Genomic DNA, 13,008 nt, shown 5'->3' with positions numbered 1-13,008 from the left:
GATGTGGGGTTAACCCGGCTAATTCCATGCTACGAACGTGGGGTTAAATTACTATAGAGCCTTGGGTTAATAAAAGAAGATAGCCAGGGTATCAGATCAGAATAGAGCCTCGAAGGCTAGAACTTATGAATATTTCCTACCGGCTATCTTCTCCACATCTTAACATCCCAAAATTATCAACAACAATCTGTTAATTAATTTCTTTGCAAGTCTAATGGAACTTGTTTCAGAACCCCATCATAAAAGTAGCCCCAATGCAAACCCGCTTTGCATGCCTTCGACCTGCCGTGTGGGGTACCGAAATAAATTCGGCATGACGTATAAAGTATTTCTGGTGCCGCAGGGGGCCTTTTTCAAAGAGGACCTGCGGGGACATAAAGCTTCTATATTTACCTTTCGGTCTTCGACTTTTTGACTTAAGCTCCTTAACGTTTTCCCGCCCCTACTCCAAACTCCCGTTTCAAAAACTCGTTTAGAAACTTTTGGTCCAAAGCTTGCCCGCTAAGTTTTGGCACCTCAAATTCGAGCGTTGATTCATCCGGGAATTTCGCCAGGACGAATTCTTTCCTGTTGATGCTCCAATCAATCAACAGTTCGCATTTTTCTCTGGTAAGCCAGTAGGGCAACAGGTAATAATAATCAACGCGGTTCTTGCCGAAAACGTCAACAATATCCGGGTCGGTATTGCCTACCTTTATCTCGCCTATTTTGGTAAGCTCTACCACGCCCTTACTGGTTTTTGCATAAACCCGCTTTACAGGATACTCAGTTTCGTCGCGGTTTAATGATGGGATGTATAACACGCCATTACCGGCAAGCAAGTTATATTCCTTAATGTCCGCTCCAAAGGCATAATCTAACTGCGCAAACCGTGGTACAGGCGCATATTGTTTATAATACAAGGCCGACTTATGGATAGTCTCCGTCATGAGTTTCGTAGAAGTGGCTGTGCCGGTACTATCTCCCTTGTCCGTAGTATAATAATGCAGATAGTCTTGCGATTTTGCAGAAAGTGTGATAACGCAGGCTAGCAGGATAAATAGGAGTCTTTTCATATCGTGATAAAGGTTTATAAATATAGGTGATTAACTTACAAAAAAACCGAAGTCAAATTAGCCCCGGGCTTCATTCTATCCTTCAGGCTTCCTGTTTTTCGAACTGACCTATTTTCCGAATCATCAGGATAACGTTTATAGGAATAAAAATGTAGAGCGCCAAATCAACCAAGGCCGCCCAGTCCATGGCGGTTTTATACCTGATTTGATCAAAATCGAAAAAAGACACAAAGAGGATTGGGAACAATTGCTTGATAAATAAAATCACACATACAGTTATGGCAACCATACGGCAGTAAATGCAGACAGGCGACTTTTTTAGCCTGAAGGATTGTATAAATAAATTGATATTTACTAATAGTGCCAAAACGCCCAATGACGTGACAACCGGACTTAGAAAAGACGGTTTAAAAAAAGTGAAAATAGTAGCACTCACCACTAAAATAACAGGATAGAGGCTATAACTTATAATGGTATACCGTTTCTCTTTCGCCTGCCGCAACACCTCTATAACAAAAATAAACAGGAGGATGAGCAATAACTGGTTCATAAGGCTTAACACCTCCCAGGCTAAGCCGTTTAGCTTAATATCCCAAATATTCCTGGCGAGCAGGAACAGGATCAAAATGATATAGGCAATTGCATTCCAAAATGTGGCGATAAGGAATTTAGGATTGATAGGCATATCTAAATATACATTCCTCCTACCTATAAAATCAAAAAGCCCGGAAATTAATTTTCCAGGCTCTGATATTTATCTTTCGAACTTTCCGTCTTTGCCGGCTTTAGCAACTACTCAAAATACGATTTCATCCGCTCAGCGCAATTTTCTATCCGGATGCTGCCTTGTGTCAAATAATCTAAGGATGATAATTTTATTGGCAGTAATTCGATAAAAGATTTTGAGCCGACGGTGAACCACGAAGCCTCTAATCCCTTTGTCTGCTACTTCTAAACTTCCTATCTCGGGGAATGCATGGATAAGGTCGACAAATTTGAATACGAGGATTTTGAAATCAATCGATGCTTTGCTGCCAAAATCTGCTTTGATATAATTTAAAATACTTAAAAAATCCTCATCCGCCTTTTTCGAAAACGCTACTTTAAGACCAGTTGGCATATTTGGCTTTTATCTCTTCAAATGAAATCAGATTGCTTTCGTCTTCGCTTTCCTCATAAGCATCAAGCACGCCTTGCTGCTGTTCGGGCGAAAGCGAGTTCCATATCGCGCCGTCGGCTTTTAGCGACTGGCTCATTGCAGCATAAAACTGCTCGATAATTTCAGGATTATCGGCACGGTCAATCAAATCGTGGAATTCAGATTTTAATGCTGCAAGCTTCATATTATAAAGTTACCGGTTTAAATGTAAAAACACAAGGTGAATTTACGCTTGCCCTATTGCATAAAAAAGCCCCGAGTAATCTAACTCAGGGCTCTTAATTCTATCTTTCGGACTTCCCGTCTTCCCGTCTTCCGGACTTCAAAAACTACTCAAAGTACTCCTTCATCCTCTCAAAGAAGCTCTTCTCGTTCTTGCCCGGATTGGGTTTAAAGTTTGGCGAGCCTTGCAGTTTCTCCAGCATTTCGCGTTCTTCGCGGCTGAGGGCTTTTGGCGTCCAGATGTTAACGTGGATGAGCTGGTCGCCGCGGTGGTAAGAGTTTACCTCGGGTACGCCCTTGCCTTTCAGGCGCAGTATCTTGCCGCCCTGGGTGCCGGGTTCAAGTTTTATCTTGGCCTTGCCATCAATGGTAGGTACTTCTATGCTGGTGCCTATGGCTGCATCTACAAAGTTTACGTGCAGATCGTATATCACATTGTTGCCATCGCGTTTAAGCGTTTCGTGCGGTACTTCTTCAATCAGTATGATGAGGTCGCCGGGCATGCCGCCACGTGGGGCCGCGTTGCCTTTACCGGCCATGCTTAACTGCATGCCTTCGCTTACGCCGGCAGGTACGTTTATGGTGATGGTCTCTTCGCCGCGAACCACGCCGTCGCCGTGGCAAACGGTACATTTCGAAGTAATGGTAGAACCTTCGCCGTTACAGGTTGGGCAGGTGCTGGTGGTTTGCATCTGGCCCAGTATGGTGTTGGTAACCCGGCGCACCGAACCCTGGCCACCGCAGGTTTTACAGGTACTGAAGGATGATTTATCTTTAGCGCCGCTGCCATCGCAGGTTTTGCAAAGCACCTGTTTGTTTACTTTTATCTTCTTTTCGGCACCGTTGGCAATTTCTTCTAAAGTAAGGCGCACTTTAATGCGCAGGTTGCTGCCACGGGCAACACGACGGCCACCGCCACCCTGCCTGCCGCCACCGCCACCAAAGAAACCTTCGAACGGACTGCCGCCGCCGAATATATCGCCAAACTGGCTGAATATGTCGTCCATATTCATGCTGCCGCCGCCGTAACCACCACCATTTGGCGATGATGCGTTGGCCGCGTGGCCAAATTGATCATACCGCTGGCGTTTCTCGGCGTTGCTGAGTACTTCGTAAGCCTCGGCAGCTTCCTTGAATTTTTCTTCGGCTGCTTTATCACCCTCGTTTTTATCCGGGTGGTATTTAATAGCCATTTTACGATATGCCTTCTTTATCTCGTCGGCATTTGAACCTTTGGTTACCCCAAGCACATCGTAATAATCTCTCTTAGCCATCTGTTAATTAGTGAATTTTGAATGAGCGAATTAGTGAATAAGACGCTCTATATATTGTATTTATTTTTGAATCAGTAAGATAGCGAATTAATAGCAAAAAATTAAATCAGTTATTCACTAATTCAATCCTTCACACATTCATTAATTAGCCTTACGCGCCTACGATAACCTTGGCGAAACGTACTACGCGCTCGTTAAGTTCGTAGCCTTTTTCCATCTCATCCACAACCTTGCCTTTCAGGTCGTCTGTTGGGGCGGGGATGCTGGTGATGGCTTCGTGAATATCAGCATTGAATTCAGCACCTATCGATTGCATTTCTTTCAGGCCTTTTTGGGCCAGGATATTCTTCAGCTTGTTCTGTATCAAAATAACCCCTTCGCGTACCGGGGCCACTTCGGTCGCTTTTTCGGTTGCGCGCAATGCACGCTCGAAATCGTCTAACACAGGCAATAAGGCAACAATCAGTTCTTTGCCTTCGGTTTTGCGGGCTTCCTCACGTTCTTTTATGGTACGGCGGCGGAAGTTGTCGAACTCGGCATAAAGGCGCAGGTACTTATCGTTTGCCTGCGAAAGCTCTTCTTTGAATTTATCTTCTGCCGAAACAACGGCTTCGGTAGTTTCTGCCGCCTCAACCTGCTCCTGCTCGTCGGCCGGATTATTTTCGTTTGCTATTTCCACGGTATTCTCGGGTGTTTCAGAATTTTCCTTCTTTTTTTTCTTCAACATGTCGTTAAAATTCATGAATAGTGCTAATCAAGTATCTTGCCATCGGCCTAAAGCCGACAGCATGTCAGAATGATTTTAATTTTTCGTAAAAAGTGACAGTTTTTGAGTGGCAGTTATAAGTGGCAGTGGCAGTTTTCTGAACTCGAATTTTAAGGAATTAATCGAATGTTCAGAATGGAGCTTTTCAATAAATTCTATGAATTTATTGAATTCCTTAAAATTCGAGTTCAGAAAAAAAGTTTCAATCGCCCTCTAAACTGAGAACTGAGAACTGCCCACTGAAAACTACCCTATCTGCACGTCCTCCAGCACCTTACCGTTTTCGCATTTGATGATGCGCGAGGGGAACGTGCGGATGATGTGGTAATCGTGCGTGGCTATCACCACGGCGGTACCCATCTGGCTGATCTGTTTCAGCAGCAGTACTATTTCTTCGGAGGTGTCCGGGTCCAGGTTGCCGGTTGGCTCATCGGCCAGTATAATTTCGGGGTTATTGAGCAAGGCACGGGCAATTACCACGCGTTGCTGCTCGCCGCCCGATAGCTCGTGCGGCATTTTTTTCAGTTTAGAGCGCAGGCCCACTTTTTCCAGCACATCCAAAATACGGTCGGAAATACCTTGCTTGTCTTTCCAGCCTGTAGCGCGCATTACAAATTGCAGGTTCTGCTCAACCGATCTATCCGTTAGCAGCTGAAAATCCTGGAAAACGATGCCCAGCTTGCGGCGCAGGTAAGGGATATCCTTGCTGGCCAGTTTGCTTAGTTCGTAACCGCAGGCGTGGCCGGTACCGCTGGCCATACTCAGGTCGCCGTAAATTATCTTCAGCAGGCTGCTCTTGCCCGAACCCGTCTGCCCTATCAGCCACACGAAATCGCCCTTATCAATATGCAGGTTAACGTTAGATAGCACCAGGTGCTTCTGCTGAAAAATATCAATGTTATTCAGTTTTATAATAGAGTTGCCTATCATCTTTTATAGCTCTAATTTTAATATTTTACCAAAAGGGAGGTCGTTTACAATGCCCATGATGTAATCTTGCCTGTCGCCCAATCCTATCTTATCCAGCGATTTATCGGGCCTATCCACCCTAAAATAAGCCAGCAGCGTAAACTTATCGTCGCGCAGCTGCACGTAGTCGGGTATTTTGGCAACGCCTTTTACTTTTATAATGTACATTTCTTAAGGTCATTGAGTCATTGGGGCATTGAGTCATTGTTGCAATGGGCGTTTCCCAATGACCTAATGACTCAATGAATAATGACTCTTTCCCAAAGGTATTGTTATTTTAAAGATTTGCCAAGAATTCCATCGTATCTACGTTATCGGCGTAATCCCATAATTGCGGGTGCTGGCTGTGGCCAAAGCCTACCACCTGGTTTTGGGTTTGCAGCTGCGCGGTGCTTACAATGCATTGCAGTTGCGCGCTTTGCTCCTGCAGTCGCGCTTGCGCCGAAGACAGGTCGCTGTAGGTATCGTAAAACAGTACCGCCAGCGGCGATACCAGGCGCTCGTCCTGCTTTAATAGCAGGAAACCATTGTCCAGGTGCTCGTCGCGGTTTACCAGGTAGATGGATTTATTATAATCGTAATTGTTGTTGTACTTATGATGGTTGATGATTGGGTTGAAATCTTCTATCGCCTCAAAAAATGGAACGAAATTATACCCCTCGGGTACCAGCACTTTAGATACATTGCGACAGCCCAGACCATAGTAATCGAATATATCGTGGCCCAGGGCGTGCAGTTCTTCGGTTGTTTCGTTTCCGGAAAGCAGGGCAATGCTGTTGCGGTTCTTGCGGATGATATTGGGCACTTTGCCAAAGTAATACTCAAAATAGCGCGACGTATTATTGCTGCCCGTAGCTATAATGGCGTCGAAATCCACCAGTCGTTCTACAAAGCTGAACCTATCGGCATAGCTGCCATCTATCTCTACCAGCAGGCCCAATACGTATTTTATCAGCCGCGCATCCTGCGATGACGCTTTAATGAGTGCCGTATTGCCACTTGCCAAAACGCAGAGCACATCGTGGAAACCCACCAGCGGGATATTGCCCGCCAGTACTAATCCTATCTTTTTATTATTTGCTTCGCCAAGTGTGTAGGCACCCAGCCATTGGGCTAAATCGTCGCTGTTCAGCATCTCGCCGTTGGCCTTTACGGCTTGCAACACGCTTTCGGGCGTAAACCAGGCGTTGTGCTGCCGCTCGGTCTCTATCACCTCCATCAATGCCTCATCGGGCGCGGCAAGGCGTTTGCCCAATGCCGAAAACGTATCTACTATAGAATTTATCGCTAATTTTGACATATATATGTTAAGGGCTTAAACCCTTAAAGTGTTTTTTTGTTATATTTGCGGTGCCTTAGCAATGCGGGGGCAAAGTTAATTGAGAATATAAGAATATTTTAATGATATGGCGATTATAATCACCGATGAATGCATAAACTGCGGAGCCTGCGAACCTGAGTGCCCGAATAATGCTATTTATGACGCTGGTGCCGCCTGGCGTTTTTCTGACGGCACGGACTTGAAAGGAATTATCGATTTTGGCGATGGCAACACCCTGAACGCAGAAGAAGCGCAGGCTGCCCTGAGCGACGATATTTATTATATCGTACCCGATAAGTGTACCGAGTGCGTTGGTTTCCACGACGAGCCGCAATGCGCCGCCGTTTGTCCGGTTGATTGCTGCGTAGACGACGAAGACGTGCGCGAAACCGAAGAAGAACTGCACGCCAAAAAAGATTGGCTGCACGCTAACGGATAAACGTTACCTACCTGATATTGAAAGAGGCTGTTCCTGTTGGGGCAGCCTCTTTTGCGTTGGGGGGGGGGATTAAATTAAGGCTTTGGATGAGGCACCCCGATAATACAAGCCGCTACACGGCTCCACATGTTGATAATAAGCGGAGCTTCGTCAATGATTTTTTGCAAAACTTCGTTTTGCAACTCAATAGACTTATCATCTATCAAATCAAGAAGTGAGAGAACTCTATTGTCACGCTTTTTCTGTTTTCGTTTTTTCTCTGCTAAAATTGGTGTGAATATATCGAGCCATTGTTGAGAAAAATAATAGTAGTCTATGTTGTATTCTTCATTGATAATTTGGGGTTCAAACATCTCTAACACTTTTTGTATCAACTGCCGACGGATTTTATTTTTCTTTGCTAACTTAAGTTCCTTATTTAGAATATCTTTAGCAACCAAAATCGCTCTTTTACGCTTGCTAGGGAGAATATTGATTTCGTTTTTTAATAGTAAAGCGATGTATTTATTCAGTTCTAGTTGAACAGAATCTGACCAGGCCATCTCCCATTTTTCAGTGCGTTCAATATGGTCTCGCAAATTCCTACAAACCTCACCTAATTCTACAGAGATATTTTGATTTGCATCAACAAAATACCACCGAGGAGATATTGCTTTCGTGCCTTTTACTGCAAGGAAAACCCAAGGACTATCAGATATTCCTATACTTAATTTTACTTTTACACTTGCATCAACATCGCGATATGTCTCATACGCTTCTCTTGTAATTAAAGGACTGTCTCCTTCGTAAAGGTTATGAACACTTGTAAAAGCGTCTTGTAAACCTGCCCAAAGATATTCTTGATCTTTATCCTTTTTCATTGCTTCAATCATGTCATCCGGCCGAATTACCTGTTCCATATGTTGATCCATTATCTCATCAGGGATGGAAAAATTGGAGCCTATAAGACTTTCCGTATCCACTGATGTTCGAATTAACCTGCCATCAGATCGTAAAGCGAATTCCACAGTATCAAGCGGCCAATAAACCTTAATTTCGAGGTGAGGACTATCTAGGCGGTCAATTCGTCCGATGCGTTGCTCAGCGATACGGAGTACACTAGGCATATCTAAAAACATCAGAGCTGAGGCTTGTTGTAGATTAACGCCTTCAGACATTGAATCCGAACAGAAGGCTAGTACATTCTTGCTGGTTGACCCTAAATCAAACTTTTTTAGAATACTCGCGATGGAAGTTTTGGAAGAAACGCCCGTGACTACGTGATGTTCAAGTGCGCTCGCAGGATAATTGTCATGCAAAAGTTGACTAAGAAAGTCTAATGTTATTACAGTACTATCAAAAGCTAACACCAGCGCATGCTCGTCAAATAACTTGAGTAATTCACTTATCTTTTTGAGTTCACGTGCCAAACTTAGATTAATTGACAAACTAGCAATCTGTTGGTAAATTGCAATCTCTTCCTCGCAAACTTGCTGATATTGTACAAGGTCAGTCAACCACTCGGGGCAACAGTGTTTCAACTGATTTTTAGGTAATGCTTCACTTATTTTGTAAATAGTTGCCAAAATGTTGCCAGACTTTTCTTTATTAGATTTGAATTGATATTCTGCGAGAGCTGCGTCCGTGCCACGTATGTGTTCCAATAAAGCCGCCTTCGATGAACGCATTTTTGCTTGAATGTTGTACTTTGCCAAGGCTCTAGCTGCCCGCAAGCGAAGGTCTATATGGTATTGGTCATCTTTTGCTTCTAAATCGTCGGGGCGCATTATTCTTTGTAAATAAATTAAACCCTTCAAATCGTTAGCAAGGGCATTTATCTGCTTGGCAATTTTCTGATCTTCTTTAGTTTCACCAGTTTTATAAGTCTCAGGCGAATGATTCGGGTAGCGACATTCTTTATTCAGCCGATTAATGTAGAGTTGGGGTTCGCGGTCAATTAGTTTGTTCAATTGTGTTTTCGTCCTACGCACTATAAACTTTTCGATGTAATTTTTCAACTCTGCAAATTCCAGCGAATTGCTTTTAATATGCTTTTGTCTTTTTAGAGCTTTAAAATCTTCAAGTTCTTGATCACCTAAGTTATCAACACCCAAAAGCTCAATAAGCCGCATAAGATCCTTAGGCTTTTTATTAATGGGGGTAGCAGTGGAAAGAATGATATTATCAGACGTATGTTCTGCGATACTAATGCTGCGAAAAGAATGGAGATTGAGAAAATTATGCGCCTCATCGACTACAAGAATATTGGCATTTCGAATTTCCTTAAGATGCAAAGCATGATGATGTCCTTTGGTGTAACTTAACGCTCCCATTGAAATTTGACCGCTTTGGGAAAATTCTATATCTACAAACTCTTTGTGCCAGCTGTCTTTTACCAATGGCGGACAGATGGTAACTGCATACGACTTATTACGACGGCCTGTCTCCCAAAGCCAATGATATAGTACGAGTTGTAGGGTACTAATCATTTTTGTTTTACCCGAACCAGTGGGGTCCGCAATTAATACACAACCTTGCGTTTGCAAGATATACATAGCTTGCCCCAGACCAATGCGTTGCGAAGGCCAAAGCTTAAGGCTATTTAACTTGTTATACAATTCGGGAATATCATTTAACCACTGTTTATCTAGCAACTCCGAGATGGCCCGAGCCAAAGCTTCTTGCCAAGTAGTTAGCTTAAGGAGCGCTTTTAACAAGTCAATAATCGCTTCATTATAAGGTTTACCTAAAAGGTAGTAATTCTCAGCGATTTCTCTAACATTCGCATATTGTTTCGCTTTGATAGGTTCAAACGCGTCATTTTTAATTCTGATATTCGCCTCATGTTGCATGGTGGTCCCATTCTTACTGAAATTTGCCGACCCTAAAATAACATGTTGGTCTCCCACATATATCTTGGCGTGTAATCCGTCTGATAATCGGAAGCATAACTTATCAGTTTTAATAAGTTCAATTACTTTTATTACTACGCCGCCGTTAAGTAATGAATAATGTTGCCCTGCCCAAAACTCCTTAACATCTTTGTCCAACTCGGATTTTTTCCACATTTTACGTTCACGCAGTTCTGGCTCAAATCCTAGAACTATACGAACGTCTTTCAAATAACCAAAAATTATTTTACTACCAAATAATTCGATTATGTGCGCCAAAGATGTAAAACCAGTTACTATCAAATAATTTCCACTTTCGGCGATATCTTCTTTGATAATCTCCAACACTGTGCGCGAATGACTTTTCAGGTTTAATGGAAACTCATAATTATCCGGCCAGTTGATTAACGGTTCTGGTGGATTGTCAAAGTCAATTTTGTGCTGAATATGGGATATATTTCTTGATGGCTTAGGCACTTCTATTAGATTTAGATGATATGAAGTTAGTGATAATTAACAACTTGACGTTGTAATTATTAATTAGTGTTCCTCTTGCCCAGTCAGACATCCACGATTGACTGTTAACGTTTGCCAGCGTCCACGCTGACGTACCTCACAAACCCATGAAAGCCGAAACCCTCCCGCCCTTTGCCTCTCCCCTTTACCACACAAACCACCCTGGAATTTCCTGGAAAACCACAGCTAAAACAGGCGCAATTATTGGAAAAAACTGGACAAGATTTTGCAGCCCAGCCACGGGGCGTTTAACCAAAAACGGCCATTCCATGCAAATTTCGCCCTTTTTATCCCTGCACAGAAAAACCCATAAAAACCACTAAAAACCTCCGAAAAACGCAGATTTTTTAAGGTATTTTAGCCAATTTAAACAAGTGGCAGAGGGAATGTAACGGCATGTGTGCTTTTCCAGGGCCGGCCCAATTTCATCGAATTTTTCCAACATTTCCATAAATTAAAACTGGACAAAACACTGCTGCTATCAACCCCGCAAACCGGATTGTGAAAAGGCGCAGTTGGCAGGTCTGTACCGGCTTAAGAAGCGGGCGATCTTTCCGAATAAGAATTGTTGGGGGGAGCGGTGCCCGTACCCGGTGCCAGGTATTTATGGGTAATGATATCCGATTGGCTGGTGATGCGCCTGATAATATCATCAAGCTCCTGCGAGGATATTTCTAAGTACTTGAGTATCTCTGCCCGCTCCGTATCATCTGTAGGGTTAGTCAGCATCGTAGTCAACCCCATAATTCGGGCCAGCGGGGCCCTCACCAAATGCGATTGCATCCACGATATCTCCCTGAATATTTTATTTTGATGCTCAATTGCTTCTACGTAAGATTTCCGCGCGGTTATATCGCGCCCGCATATACAGGCGCCTTTTATGGTATCGCCCTCGTAAACCGGCGTTATTGTGTAGCGTATCCAGGTCAATTCTTCATCCGCCGCTTCGTGTTTACGGTCGTATTCAACTATTTCGCCTGCGTACACTTTTTGAATTAATTCCTGAAACCCTTTAAGCCTCGATGCCTCAACATAATCAAAAATACTTTTCCCAATTTCAAATTCCTTTGGCGCAGTGCCCAGCTTAATATAGTTTTTCGCCTTCGAATTAAACTGCTTTATGCAATAGAAAGAGTTTAGCAATACAAAGCCATCGTTGGTACTGTTAAAAATAGCCCTCAAATTCGATTCTGATTCCTTTATTTTTAAAGTGGCGTTTAATGCTTCAACTTCGTTATTCAATTGCTCGGTTATGTCGGTAGCCAGTACCAATCTAACTTTTTTGCCCTCGAGCGAGAAAAAATTACTTTGTATATTAACAAATATTACCTCCCCGTTTTTTTTTACGTGCTGCGCGTTGCCGGCATAAAATACGCCCGATAATTGGTTGTTTTTTACAAGTTCCTCTAGCTCTAAAGAGTTTGCGGCAGGGCGAATGTCCTTAATGGTCATCTTCAAAAATTCTTCTTTCGAATAGCCATAGTGCCTTACTGTAGCTTCGTTTACATCCAAAAATGCAAATGTTTGGGTATCAAACAGCCACATAGGCAAGGGGCTAAGGTTAAAAATGCTTTTGTACCGCTCCTGCAATACATCCTTATTAGCAAGGGTTGTTTCTAAGCTCCTGAAAATATGGTGTATCATCATAACCAGCACAATACTCAGGAAGGTAAGGTTAGAGCTGAAGGCGATCCATTTCCCGGGAGTGTACGCCTGGTTAAGTGCACTATCGAAAAAATGAACCTGGATATTTAAGGCATAAAACAGGAGTAATGCCGCGTTGGCTGCTACACTCCAATAGGCATATTTAATTTTAAATATTAAAGCCGACAGGATGGTGATAGCGAATAAATAAAATACGCCGGGCCCGAAATAGCCCAGTTTATCGATAAGAAATACCGCGAGGAAATAAAACACGCTTATAATGCTCAATTTGCGCAACCGCAGTGGTAAGCGGTTTGCAAATGTTACAATAGCAATAACCAGTACACATGTAATATCAACAATGGCAATGTTAATATACCCATTAATTAGCGACATGTAGATGCCCGGAATGGCAGCTATAAAACAAAAAGGAAGGCAATACAACAGAAAACCAAAAAAAAGTTGATTTTTCCAATAAACGAGTGGGCTTTCGGCGGTTGCGTATGACAGGGCCTGCTGGCCTTTTATTGTTTTTTTGTATTTGCGTAGCCAATCGTTCATTTAAACTCTTCGTGGTTTGCCAAAAGTTTATTCTTACGTAAAGAATTAGTTAAGGTTGGCCAATTGTAAATATTTTTTTAATTATAGGTAAAAACCCCATGGAGCTCGCATAGTTCGTTTATATAGGCCAATTTTGAGGTCTTGCAGTATAGTATAAAATATTGCCTCAAAAAAGAATTTCCAACAAAACATATATACGCCAATTACGTACA

Annotated in this window: 13 protein-coding genes; 2 read left to right on the top strand and 11 right to left on the bottom strand. The window is 43.0% G+C overall.

All coding sequences use genetic code 11. The features are described from left to right. Positions 1–425 precede the first annotated feature (425 nt). The 9 genes from AC1DXC_RS26465 to AC1DXC_RS26425 all read right to left on the bottom strand — a co-directional run bounded on the left by AC1DXC_RS26465 (position 426) and on the right by AC1DXC_RS26425 (position 6,745). On the bottom strand, positions 426–1,055 hold the full coding sequence (locus tag AC1DXC_RS26465) for a hypothetical protein (protein WP_477462188.1): 630 nt from the start codon (positions 1,053–1,055) through the stop codon (positions 426–428). A gap of 82 nt (positions 1,056–1,137) precedes the next feature. Further along, positions 1,138–1,740 carry a hypothetical protein gene (locus tag AC1DXC_RS26460; protein ID WP_477462187.1) on the bottom strand — a complete coding sequence of 201 codons (603 nt, stop codon included), beginning with the start codon at positions 1,738–1,740 and terminating at the stop codon, positions 1,138–1,140. A gap of 132 nt (positions 1,741–1,872) precedes the next feature. Then, a complete protein-coding gene (locus AC1DXC_RS26455) occupies positions 1,873–2,175 on the bottom strand; it encodes a type II toxin-antitoxin system RelE/ParE family toxin (RefSeq protein WP_477462186.1) in 303 nt (100 codons plus the stop codon). Continuing rightward, entirely contained in the window at positions 2,159–2,398 is a 240-nt protein-coding gene (locus AC1DXC_RS26450; protein WP_477462185.1) for a hypothetical protein, read from the bottom strand. The genes AC1DXC_RS26455 and AC1DXC_RS26450 overlap by 17 nt, the downstream gene beginning before the upstream one ends. Before the next feature lie 145 nt (positions 2,399–2,543). Continuing rightward, positions 2,544–3,710 carry a molecular chaperone DnaJ gene (gene dnaJ, locus AC1DXC_RS26445; RefSeq protein WP_477462184.1) on the bottom strand — a complete coding sequence of 389 codons (1,167 nt, stop codon included), beginning with the start codon at positions 3,708–3,710 and terminating at the stop codon, positions 2,544–2,546. A 151-nt stretch (positions 3,711–3,861) separates the two neighbouring features. Then, positions 3,862–4,437 carry a nucleotide exchange factor GrpE gene (locus AC1DXC_RS26440; protein ID WP_477462183.1) on the bottom strand — a complete coding sequence of 192 codons (576 nt, stop codon included), beginning with the start codon at positions 4,435–4,437 and terminating at the stop codon, positions 3,862–3,864. A 285-nt stretch (positions 4,438–4,722) separates the two neighbouring features. Next, positions 4,723–5,406, bottom strand: coding sequence for a cell division ATP-binding protein FtsE (locus AC1DXC_RS26435; RefSeq protein ID WP_477462182.1), 684 nt, complete (start codon positions 5,404–5,406; stop codon positions 4,723–4,725). A gap of 3 nt (positions 5,407–5,409) precedes the next feature. Then, entirely contained in the window at positions 5,410–5,613 is a 204-nt protein-coding gene (locus AC1DXC_RS26430) for a fructose-6-phosphate aldolase (protein WP_128531486.1), read from the bottom strand. Between the two features lie 109 nt (positions 5,614–5,722). Continuing rightward, the gene (locus AC1DXC_RS26425; protein ID WP_477462181.1) at positions 5,723–6,745 is read right to left on the bottom strand and encodes an acyl-CoA reductase; all 1,023 of its coding nucleotides are present in this window, start codon (positions 6,743–6,745) and stop codon (positions 5,723–5,725) included. 106 nt (positions 6,746–6,851) lie between these two features. Here AC1DXC_RS26425 and AC1DXC_RS26420 point away from each other — a divergent pair, with 106 nt between their 5' ends. Continuing rightward, positions 6,852–7,205, top strand: a complete 354-nt coding sequence (locus tag AC1DXC_RS26420) for a 4Fe-4S binding protein (RefSeq protein WP_128531484.1) — start codon at positions 6,852–6,854, stop codon at positions 7,203–7,205. A 74-nt stretch (positions 7,206–7,279) separates the two neighbouring features. On the opposite strand, the gene AC1DXC_RS26415 is transcribed toward AC1DXC_RS26420, so the two are convergent. Next, on the bottom strand, positions 7,280–10,552 hold the full coding sequence (locus tag AC1DXC_RS26415; protein ID WP_477462180.1) for an SNF2-related protein: 3,273 nt from the start codon (positions 10,550–10,552) through the stop codon (positions 7,280–7,282). A gap of 146 nt (positions 10,553–10,698) precedes the next feature. Between AC1DXC_RS26415 and AC1DXC_RS26410 the strand changes: the two genes are divergently transcribed. After that, positions 10,699–10,914: a hypothetical protein gene (locus AC1DXC_RS26410; RefSeq protein ID WP_477462179.1), complete on the top strand. Its 216-nt coding sequence runs from the start codon at positions 10,699–10,701 to the stop codon at positions 10,912–10,914. 211 nt (positions 10,915–11,125) lie between these two features. On the opposite strand, the gene AC1DXC_RS26405 is transcribed toward AC1DXC_RS26410, so the two are convergent. After that, entirely contained in the window at positions 11,126–12,796 is a 1,671-nt protein-coding gene (locus AC1DXC_RS26405; protein WP_477462178.1) for a PAS domain-containing protein, read from the bottom strand. Positions 12,797–13,008 lie beyond the last annotated feature (212 nt).

It is taken from the genome of Mucilaginibacter sp. P2_D11 (genome assembly GCF_056404435.1).
Note: the sequence above shows the minus strand (reverse complement) of the source record. Positions and strands in the feature narration are given on the sequence as shown.

Excerpts from the sequence above, each read along its gene's own strand:
- AC1DXC_RS26440 (WP_477462183.1), bottom strand. The coding sequence starts at position 4,437 with ATGTTGAAGAAAAAAAAGAAGGAAAATTCTGAAACACCCGAGAATACC.
- AC1DXC_RS26455 (WP_477462186.1), bottom strand. The coding sequence starts at position 2,175 with ATGCCAACTGGTCTTAAAGTAGCGTTTTCGAAAAAGGCGGATGAGGAT.
- AC1DXC_RS26460 (WP_477462187.1), bottom strand. The coding sequence starts at position 1,740 with ATGCCTATCAATCCTAAATTCCTTATCGCCACATTTTGGAATGCAATT.
- AC1DXC_RS26420 (WP_128531484.1), top strand. The coding sequence starts at position 6,852 with ATGGCGATTATAATCACCGATGAATGCATAAACTGCGGAGCCTGCGAA.
- AC1DXC_RS26450 (WP_477462185.1), bottom strand. The coding sequence starts at position 2,398 with ATGAAGCTTGCAGCATTAAAATCTGAATTCCACGATTTGATTGACCGT.
- AC1DXC_RS26410 (WP_477462179.1), top strand. The coding sequence starts at position 10,699 with ATGAAAGCCGAAACCCTCCCGCCCTTTGCCTCTCCCCTTTACCACACA.
- dnaJ (WP_477462184.1), bottom strand. The coding sequence starts at position 3,710 with ATGGCTAAGAGAGATTATTACGATGTGCTTGGGGTAACCAAAGGTTCA.
- AC1DXC_RS26465 (WP_477462188.1), bottom strand. The coding sequence starts at position 1,055 with ATGAAAAGACTCCTATTTATCCTGCTAGCCTGCGTTATCACACTTTCT.
- AC1DXC_RS26425 (WP_477462181.1), bottom strand. The coding sequence starts at position 6,745 with ATGTCAAAATTAGCGATAAATTCTATAGTAGATACGTTTTCGGCATTG.
- AC1DXC_RS26405 (WP_477462178.1), bottom strand. The coding sequence starts at position 12,796 with ATGAACGATTGGCTACGCAAATACAAAAAAACAATAAAAGGCCAGCAG.
- AC1DXC_RS26430 (WP_128531486.1), bottom strand. The coding sequence starts at position 5,613 with ATGTACATTATAAAAGTAAAAGGCGTTGCCAAAATACCCGACTACGTG.
- AC1DXC_RS26435 (WP_477462182.1), bottom strand. The coding sequence starts at position 5,406 with ATGATAGGCAACTCTATTATAAAACTGAATAACATTGATATTTTTCAG.